The sequence below is a fragment of the Pseudomonas sp. GNP013 genome (assembly GCF_054343995.1).
In genome coordinates this window covers 849,201-865,891 of the sequence record NZ_JBTGUT010000001.1, presented here as the reverse complement: position 1 = coordinate 865,891, position 16,691 = coordinate 849,201, and the positions used below count along the sequence as shown (strand labels likewise).

Here is a 16,691-nt window from a genome sequence, read left to right as displayed (position 1 = left end):
GATACCTCATGGCCTCTCACGAAGTGCTGCAGGCGTTTGTTCAGGCCGCCACCCAGGGCTCTTTTTCAGCGGCGGCGCGCAAGCTGGGCAAGAGCCAGTCGACCATCAGCGCGGCGGTGGCGAGCCTGGAGATTGACCTGGATGTGGTGCTGTTCGACCGCAGCAGCCGCAAGCCCACACTGACCCCGGCCGGGCGTGTGCTGCTGCAACGGGCGGAACAGGTGCTGGAGGCCAGCAGCCGCCTGCAACTGGCGGCGAGTCAACTGGCACAGGGCCTGGAGCCGAAAGTGACGATTGCCATGTCGGACACCTACCAGTCGCCGCGCTTCGAAACCGCAATCCTCGTCTTTGCCGAACGTTACCCGGACCTGGAGCTGGAATGGCTGATCGCCGAATGCGATGACCTGGTCGACCTGGTGCAAAGCGGCCGCGCGCACATGGCGTTTATCGAGCAGCAGGACGTCTACCCGCCCGACCTCACCAGTTCGCCGGTGCAGGAGCGCACCGAAACCGCATTGTTCGTGTCACCGCAGCATGCCCTGGCGAGCCTTGCGCAGGTGGACCCGCAGCGCTTGAAACAGCACCGCGAACTGCGCCTGGCGAGCATCGTCAAACCCTACGACAACCGCGCGGCCGGGCGCGTGTGGTCGGCCGCCAGTTACCTGATGCTGATGGAAATGGCGCAACTGGGGTTCGGCTGGGCGCCCCTGCCCCGCTGGCTGGTGGAGCGCTTCGGCAATGCCAGCCTGGTGGAACTCAAGGTACGCGGCTGGCCGCGTTCGGTGGCGATCGACGCGTTATGGTCACGGCAACGACCACCGGGGCCGGCAGGGAGCTGGTTGCTGGGGCAGATGCTTGACTGAGCCCTTTCAGACAAAGGGCATTTGCGTGTGACCAGCAGGCTTGTGGTGGTGGCGAGCGGGCTTGCCCCGCGTTGGGGTGCGAAGCAGCCCCAAACCATACTCCTCGTAGTGTCAGGTACACCGCGTTTTCCTTGATTGGGGGCGCTTCGCACCCCAACGCGGGGCAAGCCCGCTCGCCACAGGAGTGATCTTCTTTGTCTGGGCGATCAGGGAAGGCGTTAAACTGCTTTCCTCACTGCGCCGTTCGGTTTTCCCTATGCAAACCCGCCTTGTTTCCTACGAAGCGCTGACTGCTGTGCAACAGCAGCAACTGCGCGACATCGAAGTTCACCCCGAGCAACTGCCGTTTTCCGGTGACATGTACTGCGCCCTCAATACGCTGCTGGTCAACCCCAGCCCTGGCGTGAAGGGATTTGCCCTGCTGGCCGACGAGATTCCCGTTGCCTTCCTACTGCTCAAGCGCCCCCCGTGCCTGCCCCAATGGGCCGATGAACACAGCGCGACGCTGCACGCGTTGCAGGTGGATCGGCGCCAGCAAGGGCGCGGGTTTGGCAAGGCTTGCCTGCTGGCGTTACCCGCTGTGGCCATTGAAACCTGGCCGCAGATCAAGGCACTGGAATTGTCGGTGGACAGTGACAACGTCGCGGCGATGGGCCTGTACCTGCGGGCGGGGTGGGTGGACAGCGGGGAGGCGTACAAAGGGCGGATCGGGTATGAGCGCAGGTTGCGCCGGGCGTTTGATTCATGACGGTAAATGTCACGTAAACATGACTTCAGAAACGAATGTCATGTTTACGTGACGTCAGCTGCTGGTGCTGGCTCAGGCCTTCTGCCCAACCGGCAACCAGACCTCTACCGTGCCGGTGCCCTTGCGCCCGTCAAAGTCCGCGCTGTAGCGCTCGAAATCCGCCCCCACGACCTTGTAGCCCGACTGCGGCAGCCATTCGAACATGATGCGCTCGTACGTCTGTGCCAGTGCCTGCACCGGCCCGTGATGGGCGAACACGGCGTAGTTGAGCGGCGCGATCTCGATGGATTCGAAGTTGCCGGGCACATCGCCTTTGGTGGGTACTTCAACACCGGCCATGTAGTCGAATTCGCCATGGTGCGCGTTATGACACACGCCATAGGTCACCCCGCCGACGCGCTTGCCGATGTCCTTGATGCAGGTGTCGAACAGCTCCCACAGGCGCGGGATGTCACCGATGGTGGCCTTGGAATAACGCCCTTTTACGCCCGCAATCACCATGGCCCTGCCCGCTTCCATGCGCGGCTCCAACGGTTGTTTTGTCTGCTGATCCATACGAACAGTCTCCTTCTTATGAGGGAACAAACCCGCGTCGAGTATAGGGGTATATCGGCGCCCTGCTCCATGCGGAAATTTTTCCCACGCGTATGGACAACTGGCCATCATCGACCGTATTGTCTGCCGCAGGCCACCGCAGTGGCCAACGTCGCTCGGACGGTTCCGGGCGCTTACGTACTTCGAGGCAACAATGGCCGACCAAGGTTCGCCGCGCCGCTTTGCGCGCATAGATCGACTCCCTCCCTATGTTTTCAATATCACTGCCGAGCTGAAGATGGCTGCGCGTCGGCGCGGCGAAGACATCATCGACTTGAGCATGGGTAACCCTGACGGCCCCACACCCCCGCACATCGTGGAAAAAATGGTCACCGTCGCCCAGCGTGAAGACACCCACGGCTACTCCACCTCTAAAGGCATTCCGCGCCTGCGCCGGGCCATTTCGCGCTGGTACAAGGACCGTTATGACGTGGACATCGACCCCGAGTCGGAGGCCATCGTCACCATCGGTTCCAAGGAAGGCCTGGCGCACCTGATGCTGGCCACCCTGGATCAGGGCGACACCGTGCTGGTGCCCAACCCGAGCTACCCGATTCACATCTACGGTGCGGTGATTGCCGGCGCCCAGGTGCGTTCGGTGCCGCTGATTCCGGGCGTGGACTTTTTCGCCGAGCTGGAGCAGGCCATCCGTGGCTCGATCCCCAAGCCGAAGATGATGATCCTCGGCTTTCCGTCCAACCCGACCGCGCAGTGCGTGGAGCTGGATTTCTTCGAACGGGTGATCGCCCTGGCCAAGCAGTACGACGTGCTGGTGGTGCATGACCTGGCCTACGCCGATATCGTCTACGACGGCTGGAAAGCGCCGTCGATCATGCAGGTGCCCGGCGCCAAGGACATTGCGGTGGAGTTTTTCACCCTGTCCAAGAGCTACAACATGGCCGGCTGGCGCATCGGTTTCATGGTGGGCAACCCGGAACTGGTCAACGCCCTGGCGCGGATCAAGAGTTACCACGACTACGGCACCTTCACCCCGCTGCAAGTGGCGGCGATTGCCGCGCTCGAAGGCGACCAGCAGTGCGTGAAGGACATCGCCGAGCAGTACCGCCAGCGCCGTAATGTGCTGGTCAAGGGCCTGCATGAGCTGGGCTGGATGGTCGAGAATCCCAAGGCGTCGATGTACGTATGGGCGAAGATCCCCGAGGCGTATGCCGCCATGGGCTCGCTGGAGTTTGCCAAGAAATTGCTGCTGGAAGCCAAGGTGTGTGTGTCGCCGGGCATCGGCTTTGGCGAGTATGGCGACGACCATGTGCGCTTTGCGCTGATCGAGAACCAGGACCGGATTCGCCAGGCCGTGCGCGGGATTCGCGGGATGTTCAGGGCGGATGGGTTGGTTGCCAGGGCCTGAATTCAATGCTGTAACAACGGTGGGAGGGGGCTTGCTCCCGATGGCGATGGATCAGTCACCAGATGCAGTGACTGACACTCTGCCATCGGGAGCAAGCCCCCTCCCACATTGGATTGGGCTCACACCGTTGTTTTGCGGTGTGGCTTACACCACCAGCGACAACAACATGATGAAGATCAGCGCCACCACCGACAGGATGGTCTCCATCGCCGTCCAGGTCTTGAACGTCTCCACCACGGTCATGTTGAAGTACTGCTTGACCAGCCAGAACCCCGCATCGTTGACGTGCGACAGGATCAACGAACCTGCTCCCGTCGCCAGCACCAGCAGCTCACGGTTGACCCCCGGGATCATGCCCACCACCGGCACCACAATGCCCGCGCCGGTAATGGTCGCCACGGTCGCAGAACCGGTAGCCACACGAATCACCGCCGCCACCAGCCAGGCCAGCAGGATCGGGTTGATCTGCGCGCTCACCGCCATATGGCCGATCACGTCGCCCACGCCGCTGGTCACCAGCATCTGTTTGAAGCCACCGCCGGCGCCGATGATCAGGATGATCGCGGCGGTCGGTGCAAGGCTGGCGTCGAGCAGCTTGAGGATCTGTTTGGCGTGGATGCCCTGGCGATGGCCAAAGGTGTACAGCGACAGCAGCAGCGCCAGCAACAGCGCAGTGATCGGGTGACCGATCATGTCCATCCAGTTGCGCACCACATGGCCGTCCGGCAGGCCGATGTCGGCGAAGGTCTTGAGCAGCATCAGGAACACCGGCAGCAGCACGGTGACCAGCGTGATGCCGAAGCTCGGCAGGGTTTTCGCTTCCGGCTCGCGGGCCAGTTGGTCCACCAGTTCCTGGGACGGGTTGCCCGGAATGTACTTGGAAATGAACGTACCGAAGATCGGCCCGGCGATGATGGCCGTCGGCAGCGCAACGATCAGGCCGTACAGGATGGTCTTGCCGATGTCCGCACCGAACACGCCGATGGCCAGCAGGGGCCCCGGGTGCGGCGGCACCAGGCCGTGCACCGCCGACAGGCCGGCGAGCAACGGGATACCGATCTTGATCAGCGACACGCCGGTGCGCCGCGCGACGATGAATACCAGCGGAATCAGCAGCACGAAGCCGATCTCGAAGAACAGCGGGATGCCCACCAGGAACGCGGCGAACATCATCGCCCACTGCACCTTTTCCTTGCCGAAGGCGCGGATCAGGGTCTGCGCGATCTGATCGGCGCCGCCGGATTCGGCCATCATCTTGCCGAGCATGGTGCCCAGCGCAAGGATGATGCCGACAAAGCCGAGCACTCCGCCGAAACCGTCCTGGAAGGCCTTGATGATCTTGTCCACGGGCATGCCCGAGGTCAGGCCGAGAAAGCCGGCCGCGATGATCAGTGCAATGAACGGGTGCACCTTGAATTGGGTGATCAGTACGATCAACCCGATGATAGTGACCACTGCATCAAGCAGCAGGTAGGACTCGTGGGACATGCCAAACATGGGGGGTCTCTCCTGTTTGTTGTTGTTATTAAAGCGGGTGTTGAATTTCCTGCCGGGGATAGCGCTATCTCTTCCGGCAAAAAATCAATGAGTAGGTTCAAAACCGTGCTTGAGCCACCAGGCATTGGTTTGCTCGGCCAGCGCTTCGACGCTGTCTTCGCTGGCGTTGAGGGCCAGGGTCAGCGGCTCGCCTTTGGGCGATTCAAGGGTGGCGAACTGGCTGTCGATCAAGCTGGCCGGCATGAAATGGCCGGGGCGATGGGACACGCGGTCGGCGGCCACCGCACGGGTCAGATCCAGAAACACGAAACCCAGGCCCGGCGCGGCTTCGCGCAGGTGGTCGCGGTATTTTTTCTTGAGGGCCGAACAGGTGAGCACGGGATGCTCGCCGGCCTTGAGCGAACGGCGCAGCTCATCGCAGAGGATGTCGAGCCAGCCGGCGCGGTCGTCGTCGTTGAGGGGGTGGCCGGCGCTCATCTTTTCGATGTTCGCGGCAGGGTGAAAGCTGTCGCCTTCGATGGCGGTGGCGCCGTTCAGGCGGCACAGGGCCTCGCTGACGCTGGACTTGCCACAGCCGGAAACACCCATGATGACCAGGGCGGTAACAGGTTGACTCATGAAACACCTCAGGACGCAGATAGCGCTACCTTTGCACGCTGTAAGGCTAGTGCAAAAACAGGCTTTTCCCGCGCCGTCTTGTCTTTTTTTATGGAGTGACGCGTGCATCCGTTCCAACTGACTTGCTTCTAGCACTGAACCGGATCAGGCAACCCAGGGTTCAATCATTTGCAGCCCTTCGGAGACAGCGCTACCTTAGTGCCTCGATTTTTGTTTGGCAAGCCGCCTGATGACCTCCAAGAACGATAAGAATACGCGCACCACGGGTCGCCCGACCCTCAACGAAGTCGCCCGTCTGGCCGGCGTCAGCCCGATCACCGCCTCGCGCGCCCTGCGTGGCATCAGCAGCGTGGCCACGGAACTGGCCGAAAAAGTGCGGCAGGCCGCCGCCGAGCTCAACTACGTGGTCAACCCCGCCGCCCGCGCCCTCGCCTCGGCCCAGAGCCATTCGGTGGTGGTGCTGGTGCCGTCGTTGTCCAACCTTTTGTTTATCGAAACCCTCGAAGCCATCCATCAGGTGCTTAGGCCCAAGGGCTTCGAAGTGCTGATCGGCAACTCCCACTATTCGCGCGACGAAGAAGAAAACCTGCTGCGCAACTACATGGCCTACCAGCCACGCGGCCTGCTGCTGACGGGTTTTGATCGCACCGAAAGCGCGCGACGAATGGTCGAATCCAGCAACGTGCCCTGCGTGTACATGATGGACCTGGACCCCAATGCCGGGGTGAACTGCGTGGGGTTCTCGCAACTGGCAGCGGGCGAAACGGCCGCCGCGCATTTGCTGTCCCGTGGGCGCAAACGCCTGGCCTATATCGGCGCGCAGCTGGACCAGCGCACCCTGCTGCGCGGCGAAGGTTTTCGCCGGGCGCTGCAACAGGCCGGCCTGTACGACCCGGCGCTGGAAATACTGACACCGCGCCCGTCTTCCGTGGGCCTGGGCGGCGAACTGTTCCTGCAGTTGCTGGCGGCGCACCCCGACGTGGATGCGGTGTTCTTCGGCAACGACGACCTGGCCCATGGCGCGCTGCTCGAAGCCATGCGCCACGGCATTCAGGTGCCTGGGCGAGTGGCGGTGCTGGGGTTCAACGACTTGCCGGCGTCCTCGTTCATGGTGCCGCGCCTGAGCAGCATCAGCACGCCACGCGAAGCGATCGGCCGGCGAGCAGCGGAGCATTTGTTGACGATCATGGCGGGTAATCGGATTGCCAAACCGGTGGTGGATATGGGGTTTGAGTTGCAGGTGAGGGAGAGCACGTAGGAGGCCTGTAGGAATGGGCTGACATTGCGGTAAGCACCTTGCTCCGTTGCCTACGCTTACGTCAGAATCCGCCGGCTTGTGCGCCAGGGTCAGTCTATCTAAGGTTTGTCCGTCGCCGAATTTCTCGGTGGTCGGGTTTAGTAGCCCGAATTCCTTTGCACAATATGCACAGGCCCATTATGGCGGCTGTGCGTAGGGCGCCCTCGGGCGCGCCGGGTTTTGTGCGGGATTACCGGTCTACTAACCTGCGTACAGCTGCCACCTCTCGTTTAGTAGCGATGCGGGCGCCGGCAAAAATCAGGTACTTAGCCATGCAAAGTGTCAATCCCCCGCATACGCTCTTCACCCTCGTCCCCGATATTTCCACCGAATCCCTGCTGACCAACAGCTACGAAACCGTATGCTCCGTCAGCACCCTGCTGCTCGACCTGTCCGATGACCTCACGGGCAAACACCGCGATGTTGCGCTCGCCATTCATCAACTGAGTGAGCTGAGCGTATTGCTGGTGGGCAAAGCGATGGATCAACACATGCCACGCACTTGAAAGCCGGCCGCAATAAAACGGTGCAGCGCTGTGCCAAGCAGACTTGTCGTGGCGAGCGGGCTTGTTGTGGCGAGCGGGCTTGCCCCGCGTTGGGGTGCGAAGCGCCCCCAATCAAGCAAAACGCCGTGTACCTGATACGGCTCAGCGCCTGGCTTTGGGGCTGCTGCGCAGCCCAACGCAGGACAAGCCTGCTCGCCACAGGGAATCTGCGCTTAACTGAACGGCATTAGGGCTTGCCCCGCGTTGGGGCGCGAAGCGCCCCCAATCGAGCAAAACGCGGTGTACCTGATACGGCTCAGCGCCTGGCTTTGGGGCTGCTGCGCAGCCCAACGCAGGACAAGCCTGCTCGCCACAGGGAATCTGCGCTTAACTGAACGGCATTAGGGCTTGCCCCGCGTTGGGGCGCGAAGCGCCCCCAATCGAGCAAAACGCGGTGTACCTGATACGGCTCAGCGCCTGGCTTTGGGGCTGCTGCGCAGCCCAACGCAGGACAAGCCTGCTCGCCACAGGGAATCTGCGCTTAACTGAACGGCATTAGGGCTTGCCCCGCGTTGGGGCGCGAAGCGCCCCCAATCGAGCAAAACGCGGTGTACCTGATACGGCTCAGCGCCTGGCTTTGGAGCTGCTGCGCAGCCCAACGCAGGACAAGCCTGCTCACCACAGGGAATCTGCGCTTAACTGAACGGCATTAGGGCAAGCCCGCTCGCCACATATTACGGACTGTGCTCGCCTCGCATCCCCTGCTAGATTGGCCATTCTCAATTGCCAGGGGCGCACCATGGGGCATTCGCTGAAAATCTTGGGCCGCACGTCTTCCATCAATGTGCGAAAAGTACTCTGGACGTGCCAGGAACTGGGCATCGACTACGTGCGTGAGGACTGGGGCATCGGCTTCAAGCCCACCCAATCCGCTGAATTCCTTGCCCTCAATCCCAATGCGCAGATACCGGTGATGATCGACGACCACGGCGTGCTGTGGGAGTCCAACACCATCTGCCGCTATCTCGTGGGCCTTTACCAGCGCCATGACCTGTTGCCCATCGAGCCGGCGCCGCGCGCCCGGGTGGAGCAATGGATCGACTGGCAAGCCGTCGAACTCAACCGCGCCTGGGGCGCTGCCTTTACCGCGCTGGTGCGAAACAACCCGGAGGGTCTGGATGCGACACAAATCGCCGCCGCCGTGCAGGTGTGGAACGACAGGATGGGCATTCTCGAACAACAGTTGGCGAACACCGGTGCCTACGTGGCCGGCAATGAGTTCACCCTCGCCGACATCCTGATCGGCCTGTCGGTCCATCGCTGGCAGATGACGCCAATGCAGCGCCCGCACTATCCCGCCGTCGCGGCGTACTACCAGCGCCTGGCCCGGCACGCGGGCTTTCACACCTTCGCCCTGGACGGTCACAACTGAAAAAACAGGGGCGACACGCGTTAAGTTGTAAGTAAACGTGTTTAGCTTGACGCTGAATGCCATTCCTTACCGCTCACCAAAGGGTCCCTCATGTCGACACTCACCGCCTCTTCCACGGACGGCATCGATCCGGTCCGGGCCGCCCATATCAGTGCGCGCATCGACCGCCTTCCTCCCGTTGCGACTATTTGGCGCCTGGTGGCGTTGCTGTCGATTGGCGGTTTTTTCGAGCTGTATGACCTGTTCCAGACCGCCTACATCAGCCCAGGCCTGATCAGCGCCGGCTTGTTCCACATCGGCAGCGAAGGCGTGTTCGGCTTCTCCGACCAGGCCGCCTTCGCAGCGGCGACGTTTCTCGGCCTGTTCTTCGGCGCCAGCCTGCTCAGCCCCATCGCCGACCGCTACGGGCGCCGCGCGATCTTTACCTTCGCGCTGGTCTGGTACACCGTCGCCACGGTGTTGATGGGCCTGCAGACCTCCGCCCTGGGCATCATTTGTATGCGCTTTCTGGTGGGCATTGGCTTGGGGATCGAGCTGGTGACCATCGACGCCTACCTCTCGGAGCTGGTGCCCAAGCGCATGCGCAGTTCGGCGTTTGCCTTTGCGTTTTTCATTCAGTTTCTGTCGGTGCCGACCGTGGCGTTGATGTCGTGGTGGCTGGTGCCCCAGGCGCCGTTTGGCATTGCCGGGTGGCGCTGGGTGGTGCTGAGCAGTGCGGTGTTTGCGCTGTTTATCTGGCAACTGCGCAAGCGCCTGCCGGAGTCGCCGCGCTGGCTGGCGCAGCAAGGTCGGTTCGACGAAGCCGGCGCCATCATGGACAACCTTGAAGCGCGCTGCCGCAAAGATCACGGTAACCCCCTGGATGAACCGGAACCCGAGGCGGTCAACGTGCAGGGCAATGGCCGGTTCGCCGATATCTGGCAACCGCCCTACCGCCGCCGTGCGCTGATGCTGATCGTGTTCCACGTATTCCAGGCCATCGGTTTCTTCGGCTTTGGCAATTGGCTGCCAGCGCTGCTGTCGGGCCAGGGCGTCAGCGTGACCCACAGTCTGTTGTATGCGTTCATCATCACCCTCGCCTACCCGCTGGGGCCGCTGCTGTTCGTGAAGGTGGCCAACCGCTTTGAAAACAAGTGGCAGATTGTCGGCTCGGCCATGGGCGCGATGATCTTCGGCAGCCTGTTCGCCTTGCAGACCAGCGCGGTGGGGCTGATCTTCTGCGGCGTGATGATCACCTTCTGCAACGCCTGGCTGAGCTACAGCTACCACTCGTATCAGGCCGAACTGTTCCCGACCAATATTCGCGCGCGGGCGGTCGGCTTCTGCTACTCGTTCAGCCGCTTGTCGACAGTGTTCAGCAGCCTGTTGATCGGTTTTATCCTCGAACACCTGGGCACTCCGGGGGTGTTGGCGTTTATCGCCAGCAGCATGCTCATCGTAATGATCACCATCAGTTGGTTCGGGCCGCGTACGCGCAACCTGACACTGGAAAACATCGCCCATTGACGGCAAGGGTTGGCCGTCGACGGGCCATCGGTTGCCGCGACATCGGCCCGAGGCCCAATAAAACGGGCACGGCGCACGCGGCACGCTATTTGCTCCAGAGTTCGTACTGAACACTTGCGCAGGTGACCGATCATGCTGGTTAACAACAACACCCAGGCCGTATCTAACGTCCAACAGGTCAATCGGCCCGACATGGACCCGGCCAATGCGGCCGCCAGCACCCTGTACAGCGGCGTGCTGGCAGCAACGCAGCCTGCCTTGACCCTGCCGGCCGCGCAGAAGGATCTGGACAAGGCGAGCGGGCGTATTGACGAGGCGTTTGCCAAGACCCGTGTGCAGCTCCAGGCCTCGGCGCCCGCCTCCGGCACGCGCGCGGAACTCACCGAGTACATGAGCAAATCCCCGGGCGAACGCATTCGTGAGCAGTTGCTCAAGGAACAGGGGTTGACCGAAGAGCAGGCGCAGGCGCTGCCGCAGGAAAAACAGGACGCGATTTCCAGGGAAGTGGCTGCACGGTTGAAGGAACAGCAGCAGGTGGCGTCGACCACCGGGCCGGCTGAGCCGGTAAAACAGGCGCTGGCGGCCCTCTAATCAAGCATTCAAATGTGGGAGGGGGCTTGCTCCCGATTGCAGTGTGTCAGTCGTCAAAGATGTTGACTGAACCACCGCTATCGGGAGCAAGCCCCCTCCCACATTGGCTTCTCTTTCACCGAGTATCGCCTTTCACATGGGTTTGCATGTGTGGGTGAGTTACTGCAATTGCAACGTCGAGTTGAATTGACCGATCGCGTCCACCACGTGCCGTGAGCCTTCCTGGATTTCCAGGATCACCTGCCCGGCCTCGTTGGCCAATTCCACGCCGAGCCCCGTACGGTTCAAGCTCGACTGCATACTCGATACCGCGCTCGCCGACAGGTCGTGGTTCTTGCGCACCACCTCGACAATCTCCAGCGTCGCCTGGCTGGTGCGCGCGGCAAGGCTGCGCACTTCGTCGGCCACCACCGCAAAACCGCGTCCATGCTCACCGGCGCGGGCGGCTTCGATGGCGGCGTTGAGCGCCAGCATGTTGGTCTGCTCGGCGATGCTGCGGATGGTCTGCACGATGGTGCCGATGATCTCCGATTGCTTGTTCACCGCGTCGATGCTCACGGCGGCCTGGTTCAGGTCGTGGGAAATGTCTTCGATAATCTGCACCGTCTGCTGCACCACCTGCGAGCCCTTGCGCGCGCAGACGTCGTTTTGCACCGAGGTGGCGTGGGCCGAATCGGCAGCGGTGCGCAGGCTGGTGACCTGGTCGGTGATGTCGCTGGCGAATTTCACCACTTTGTACAACCGACCGCTGGCGTCGAAGATCGGGTTGTAGGAAGCCTCCAGAAACAGCGTCTTGCCGTATTTGTTCTTGCGCTCAAAACGGTGCGAGTGATACTCGCCCCGGTTGAGCGAGGCCCAGAACGCCTTGTAGGCCGGTGACTCAACCTCCTCACGGTGACAAAACAGGCTGTGGTGCTGGCCGACGATTTCACCCAGCGAGTACTGCACCGTGCTCAGGAAGTTATCGTTGGCGTTGAGGATCTGCCCCTGGGGCGTGAACTCGATCATCGCCATGGAGCGACCGATCGCATCGATCAGGCTTTGGTTTTCGTGTTCGCGGTGGACCCGCGCGGAAATATCCGACGCCACTTTGATCACGCTGAGCACCCGCTGCTCGTCGTCCAGCACCGGCATGTAGCTGGCTTCGAGCCAGACCTCCTCGCCGCGTTTATTCAGACGCATGAAGGTGCCGCTGATGGCTTCTCCCCGCGCCAGGTCGCGCCAGAGCGTGGCGTAGGCCTCGGTGTGGGTGTAGGCCTCTTCGCAGAACAGCCGGTGATGTTTGCCGCGAATGTCTTCCACGCTGTAGCCCATGGCTTTGCAGAAGTTGTCGTTGGCATCGAGGATCACCCCCGCAGGATCGAATTCGATCATGGCCATGGAGCGGCCGATGGCGGCGAGTTTGGCGTTGGACTCGGTGAGGGCGCAGGAGAAACGCTGAATCTCGAGCAGGTCGGATTTGTGGTGGAGGTTGAACATGGTCGGATCTCCCTGATTCCCGGCGCTGAGGGGCGCATTTCCATTCGAATGAGCATAGCCACGACCAGGCGCTATGCAAGGCGACAGTGCCGGGACGAACGCTCAGGGCGCTTTGAAGACTGCTTGCTGAACATCGACCTTTTTCGGAATCAGGCGGTTGGCGAAAAACAGCTCGGCGGTACCTTGCTGGGTAGCGATGTCGGCGGCTGTCAGCGGGCGGATCGGCGTGGGTGAGCGATGCTCGAAGTAACGCTTCACCACGGCCGGCGGCAGGCCCAGGGTCTTGGCCATCAGCGCGATACTTTCCTGCGGCTGGTCCAGGGACAAGCGCTGCGCCTTGCCCAAGGTTTGAATGATCGTGGCGATGGCATGGGGGTGCTGCTTGGCGAACCGGCTGCTGACCACGAAGAAACTGCCCGCCGGGTTGAGCCCCTGCCCGTCGCCCAGCACTCGGGCAGAACCGTCGACCACGGCGGCCGAGTAGTAAGGGTCCCACACCACCCAGGCGTCCACCTTGCCCTGTTCAAACGCGGCACGGCCATCGGACGGCGACAGGTACACCACGTTCACGTCCTGCCACTGCAACCCGGCACGCAGCAGGCTCTTGAGGAACAGGTTGTGAGCACTGGAGCCCTTGAGCAATGCAACACGTTTGCCCTTGAGCTCGGCCACGCTGTGCAGCGTGCTGGCCTTGGGCACCAGAATCGCTTCGGTTTTGCCGTCATTGGGCTCGACGGCGATGTATTGCAGGTCGATGCCGGCGGCCTGGGCGAAGATCGGCGGGATGTCGCCGATATTGCCAATGTCCAGGCTACCGGCATTGAGCGCTTCCATCAGCGGCGGGCCGCCGAGAAATTCGACCCATTGCACCTGGGTGCCCGGCAGCGCCGCTTCGAAAAGCTTGTGCTCACGGGCCAGCACCATGCTCACCGAGCCTTTCTGATAGCCGACACGCAAGGTTTCAGTGTCGTCAGCCAGTGCCGTTTGGGCCAGCAACGTCAGCGCCAGCAACGAGCCCGCCAGCAGGTATTTTAGTGGTTTCATGGGTAGCCTCTTGATGATCCATTGGGGCGATCCTAACAAGCAGGCTTATTCTTTAATAATATTTAAAACTCACCAATATATGATCAAAAAGAATATAAACCTTGATGGATTAACCCATAACCGAACGCGCTTATAATCCTCGCCCCCTGATCACGCGCACCTGAACACAATGTCCGAAGTGTCCATCCAATTGCTGAGCGAACCGCTCTGGCCGCTGCTGAACAAGTTTTACCGCGCCCACGGTTCATCGATGAAAGCGCTCAAGGGCGGTCGATTATGGGTGGCGCGTGACGCCGAGATCGTCGCCGGGCTATGCCTGACGCCGGTGGTGGGCGGGCACTGGCTGACGGGGCTGTTCGTCGACCCGGCGTATCGCGGGCAAGGGCTGGCGGCGCGGCTGGTTCTGCGCGCAGTGCAACCGGTGGAGGGCACGGTGTGGCTGTTCTGTCACCCGGACCTGCAGGGTGTGTATGACCGGATGGGCTTCACGCAGGAAACGCTGTTGCCGCAATCGCTCAGCGAGCGGCTGGTGCGCTATAAACGCAACAAGCCGCTGATCGCGATGGGCTTAAAAACCTGAAATGCAGCCCCATGTGGGAGGGGGCTTGCTCCCGATTGCAGTGTGTCAGCTACTCAAGCGTGACTGGCACTCAGCCATCGGGAGCAAGTCCCCTCCCACATGTTCAAGCGGTGTGGCGTCAGAGGGTTACTCTTCTACCGCCGGCTCCAGCTCAGGGAACAGCACGTCGGTAAACCCGAATTTGCTGAAGTCGGTAATCCGCGACGGGTACAGCCGGCCGATCAGGTGGTCGCACTCGTGCTGCACCACCCGCGCATGGAAGCCGTCGGCAAAACGCACAATCGGTTCGCCCTTGGGGTCGAAACCTTCGTAGCGAATCTGCTGGTAGCGGTTGACCGCCCCGCGCAGGCCGGGCACCGACAGGCAGCCTTCGTAGTCCTCTTCCAGCACCGGGCTGAGCGGCGTGATCAGCGGGTTGATCAGGATAGTCTGCGGCACCGGCGGCGCGTCCGGGTAGCGTTCGCTGGCCTCGAAACCGAAGATCACCAGTTGCAGGTCGACGCCTATCTGCGGCGCGGCCAGGCCAACACCGCCGACATGTTCCATGGTCTGGAACATGTCATCGATCAATTGCCACAGCTCGGGGCTGTCGAACATTTCCGGCGGTACAGGCGCGGCGATACGCAGCAGGCGCTCGTCGCCCATTTTCAGGATGTCACGGATCATCAATCAGGCTCTACGGGAGTGGGCTTGGAGTGGTCTCGGCCTAAGCCTGAGACATGCTGTTTCTCATCGGTGTGGCCGGGCTCATCAAATTCCTTTTCGCCCGCGTCCTTGCCCTCGGCCGACATGTGTTCGATCACGGCGTTCATCTCCGCGCCGAGCAACAGCACGGCGGCGGAAATATAGAAATACAGAAGCAGCACGATGATCGCACCGATACTGCCATACATGGCGTTGTAGTCGGCGAAGGTTTTAACGTAGTAACCAAAGCCCAGGGACGCGACGATCCAGACCACCACGGCCAGCACGGAGCCTGGGGTGATGAAGCGAAATTTCTGCTCCACGTCCGGCATCACGTAATACATGAGGGCCACGGCAAACATCAGCAGAATCACGATCAACGGCCAGCGCACAATGGTCCACAGGGTAACGACGAATTCCTGCATGCCGATCTGCCCCGCCAGCCACTCCATCACTTGCGGGCCCAGCACCATCAGTGCGGCGGCGGCCAACAACATGCCGGCGATGCCGATGGTGTAGAAAATCGACAGCGGGAAACGCTTCCAGATCGGCCGGCCTTCCACCACGTCGTAGGCGGCGTTCATCGCGCTCATCATCAGGCGCACGCCGGCCGAAGCGGTCCACAGCGCGATCACGATACCCACCGAGAGCAGGCCGCCCTTGGATTGCTGCAACTGGTCGATCACCGGGTTGACCTGTTCCAGCGCCTGGGGCGGCAACACCAGCTCCGATTGCAGGCGCAACCAGCTGAAGAAGTCCGGCAGGTGAAGGAAACCGATCAGGGCAATGAGGAACAGCAGGAAGGGAAACAGCGAAAACAGCATCTGGTAGGCCAGTGCCGAGGCGTAGGTGGGCATCTCATCATCGATGAATTCGGTGACGGTGCGCATCAGCACCTTATGCAGCTTGAGGCCTTGTAGTACCGGAAAGATCATAGCGTCTCCTTTCGCCGCAAAAAGGTCAGATTCGTGGGCGACTCAGGGGCCGTTTTCTACATCAAAGTAGCCCATTTGGCGACTTTGAAACAATTTCCAAAGTTTAGTTGCAGCAGCTGACACAAAAACGGCCATCCGTGGATGGCCGCAGGTCTGCGCAAACGCAGTGCCGGGTCAGGCTTTGTCGACGGTATTCTTGACCGCATCCTTGGTCTTGCCAACGGCTTGCTGGGCTTCGCCCTTCAGTTCCTGAGCCTTGCCTTCAGCACGCAGTTTGTCGTTATCGGTGGCTTTGCCGACGCCTTGCTTGACGTTGCCGACGGCTTCGTTAGCCATGCCTTTTACCTTATCGGAAGTGCTGCCCATGGTATTACTCCTGATAACAATCAAATGGTTTTTAATGACTACTTAAAGATTGACCCGGGGCCGTTCTGTAGAGTTTCAATTATTTTCAGACGGCATTTGATCGCTCCATAAAGGTTTGGCTTTATGTTTTGCAGCCAACCCACGAGAATGCCCGGCAGATTCAGGCTGAAACGCTGAATAACAGATCCCGTAGGAAGGTTATGAAACTCGATAAGACACAGGCCATCGCCCGCAGAAACCAGGCATTGGGCGGCGCCGTACTCGGCGTCAACAACTGCCACTTCACCGACCTGGACCGCAAACGCAACATCTGGTGGTTCGACCTGCCGCTGGTGCGCATTGGCGTGGGCCAGTACGAGTGGATCCACCTGTTGATGCATAACGCCGAGACCGACCAGTTGCTGCACCTGAAGGTGCCCACGCTGTTCCTGCGCGAGAACCTGGAAGGGCTGGTGGTGCGCAATGCAGGCAAGCGCAAGCCGGAGATCACCCTGGAGTTGAGCGCGGACAAGGATTCATACCTCAAGGATGTGCGCCCGGCGGGTGCAGGAATCAGCTTTGCGCAGTTCGCCCTGTAAAAATGTGCAGGCCATAAAAAACCCCGCA

Annotated in this window: 17 protein-coding genes and 2 pseudogenes; 10 read left to right on the top strand and 9 right to left on the bottom strand. The window is 61.2% G+C overall.

All coding sequences use genetic code 11. The features are described 5' to 3' along the window. Positions 1–8: 8 nt before the first annotated feature. Together ACXX81_RS03985 and ACXX81_RS03980 are read left to right on the top strand one after the other, a co-directional pair. A complete protein-coding gene (locus tag ACXX81_RS03985) occupies positions 9–863 on the top strand; it encodes a LysR family transcriptional regulator (protein WP_458571243.1) in 855 nt (284 codons plus the stop codon). Between the two features lie 256 nt (positions 864–1,119). Then, a complete protein-coding gene (locus ACXX81_RS03980; protein ID WP_458571242.1) occupies positions 1,120–1,611 on the top strand; it encodes a GNAT family N-acetyltransferase in 492 nt (163 codons plus the stop codon). Between the two features lie 72 nt (positions 1,612–1,683). On the opposite strand, the gene ACXX81_RS03975 is transcribed toward ACXX81_RS03980, so the two are convergent. Next, on the bottom strand, positions 1,684–2,166 hold the full coding sequence (locus ACXX81_RS03975) for a GyrI-like domain-containing protein (protein ID WP_458571241.1): 483 nt from the start codon (positions 2,164–2,166) through the stop codon (positions 1,684–1,686). Between the two features lie 193 nt (positions 2,167–2,359). Between ACXX81_RS03975 and alaC the strand changes: the two genes are divergently transcribed. Next, positions 2,360–3,571, top strand: coding sequence for an alanine transaminase (alaC, locus tag ACXX81_RS03970; RefSeq protein WP_209984085.1), 1,212 nt, complete (start codon positions 2,360–2,362; stop codon positions 3,569–3,571). A gap of 144 nt (positions 3,572–3,715) precedes the next feature. Here alaC and ACXX81_RS03965 read toward each other — a convergent pair whose 3' ends face one another. Together ACXX81_RS03965 and ACXX81_RS03960 are read right to left on the bottom strand one after the other, a co-directional pair. After that, positions 3,716–5,068: a GntP family permease gene (locus ACXX81_RS03965; RefSeq protein ID WP_186751752.1), complete on the bottom strand. Its 1,353-nt coding sequence runs from the start codon at positions 5,066–5,068 to the stop codon at positions 3,716–3,718. An 84-nt stretch (positions 5,069–5,152) separates the two neighbouring features. Next, a complete protein-coding gene (locus ACXX81_RS03960) occupies positions 5,153–5,686 on the bottom strand; it encodes a gluconokinase (RefSeq protein ID WP_458571240.1) in 534 nt (177 codons plus the stop codon). 226 nt (positions 5,687–5,912) lie between these two features. On the opposite strand from ACXX81_RS03960, the gene gntR reads away from it, so the two are divergent. The 5 genes from gntR (at position 5,913) to ACXX81_RS03935 (ending at position 10,997) form a co-directional block, all read left to right on the top strand. Then, positions 5,913–6,944: an HTH-type transcriptional regulator GntR gene (gene gntR / locus ACXX81_RS03955; RefSeq protein ID WP_209990484.1), complete on the top strand. Its 1,032-nt coding sequence runs from the start codon at positions 5,913–5,915 to the stop codon at positions 6,942–6,944. A gap of 311 nt (positions 6,945–7,255) precedes the next feature. Continuing rightward, positions 7,256–7,489, top strand: coding sequence for a DUF6124 family protein (locus ACXX81_RS03950; protein WP_209984089.1), 234 nt, complete (start codon positions 7,256–7,258; stop codon positions 7,487–7,489). 778 nt (positions 7,490–8,267) lie between these two features. Next, complete coding sequence (locus ACXX81_RS03945) at positions 8,268–8,900, top strand: glutathione S-transferase family protein (RefSeq protein WP_209984091.1); 633 nt, start codon at positions 8,268–8,270, stop codon at positions 8,898–8,900. Between the two features lie 90 nt (positions 8,901–8,990). Continuing rightward, complete coding sequence (locus tag ACXX81_RS03940) at positions 8,991–10,406, top strand: MFS transporter (protein ID WP_209984093.1); 1,416 nt, start codon at positions 8,991–8,993, stop codon at positions 10,404–10,406. Between the two features lie 132 nt (positions 10,407–10,538). Then, positions 10,539–10,997, top strand: a complete 459-nt coding sequence (locus ACXX81_RS03935) for a hypothetical protein (RefSeq protein WP_458571239.1) — start codon at positions 10,539–10,541, stop codon at positions 10,995–10,997. Positions 10,998–11,156: 159 nt separating this feature from the next. Here the strand turns inward: ACXX81_RS03935 and ACXX81_RS03930 are convergent. From ACXX81_RS03930 to ACXX81_RS03920, 3 genes and pseudogenes are all read right to left on the bottom strand, one after another. After that, positions 11,157–11,579: pseudogene (locus tag ACXX81_RS03930) on the bottom strand (methyl-accepting chemotaxis protein); the annotation flags it as partial. A 171-nt stretch (positions 11,580–11,750) separates the two neighbouring features. Continuing rightward, positions 11,751–12,371 (bottom strand): annotated as a pseudogene (locus ACXX81_RS03925) (PAS domain-containing protein); the annotation flags it as partial. A gap of 207 nt (positions 12,372–12,578) precedes the next feature. Then, positions 12,579–13,520, bottom strand: coding sequence for an aliphatic sulfonate ABC transporter substrate-binding protein (locus tag ACXX81_RS03920; protein ID WP_458571238.1), 942 nt, complete (start codon positions 13,518–13,520; stop codon positions 12,579–12,581). Positions 13,521–13,689: 169 nt separating this feature from the next. On the opposite strand from ACXX81_RS03920, the gene ACXX81_RS03915 reads away from it, so the two are divergent. Continuing rightward, positions 13,690–14,100, top strand: coding sequence for a GNAT family N-acetyltransferase (locus tag ACXX81_RS03915; RefSeq protein ID WP_209984100.1), 411 nt, complete (start codon positions 13,690–13,692; stop codon positions 14,098–14,100). 126 nt (positions 14,101–14,226) lie between these two features. Here the strand turns inward: ACXX81_RS03915 and def are convergent, their stop codons facing one another. The 3 genes from def to ACXX81_RS03900 all read right to left on the bottom strand — a co-directional run bounded on the left by def (position 14,227) and on the right by ACXX81_RS03900 (position 16,085). Continuing rightward, a complete protein-coding gene (def, locus tag ACXX81_RS03910) occupies positions 14,227–14,766 on the bottom strand; it encodes a peptide deformylase (protein WP_057007110.1) in 540 nt (179 codons plus the stop codon). Then, a complete protein-coding gene (locus ACXX81_RS03905; RefSeq protein ID WP_209984102.1) occupies positions 14,766–15,719 on the bottom strand; it encodes a YihY/virulence factor BrkB family protein in 954 nt (317 codons plus the stop codon). The genes def and ACXX81_RS03905 overlap by 1 nt, the downstream gene beginning before the upstream one ends. A 174-nt stretch (positions 15,720–15,893) precedes the next feature. Then, positions 15,894–16,085, bottom strand: coding sequence for a CsbD family protein (locus ACXX81_RS03900; protein ID WP_003237824.1), 192 nt, complete (start codon positions 16,083–16,085; stop codon positions 15,894–15,896). Between the two features lie 200 nt (positions 16,086–16,285). Between ACXX81_RS03900 and ACXX81_RS03895 the strand changes: the two genes are divergently transcribed. Continuing rightward, positions 16,286–16,663, top strand: a complete 378-nt coding sequence (locus ACXX81_RS03895; protein ID WP_057007112.1) for a hypothetical protein — start codon at positions 16,286–16,288, stop codon at positions 16,661–16,663. Positions 16,664–16,691 lie beyond the last annotated feature (28 nt).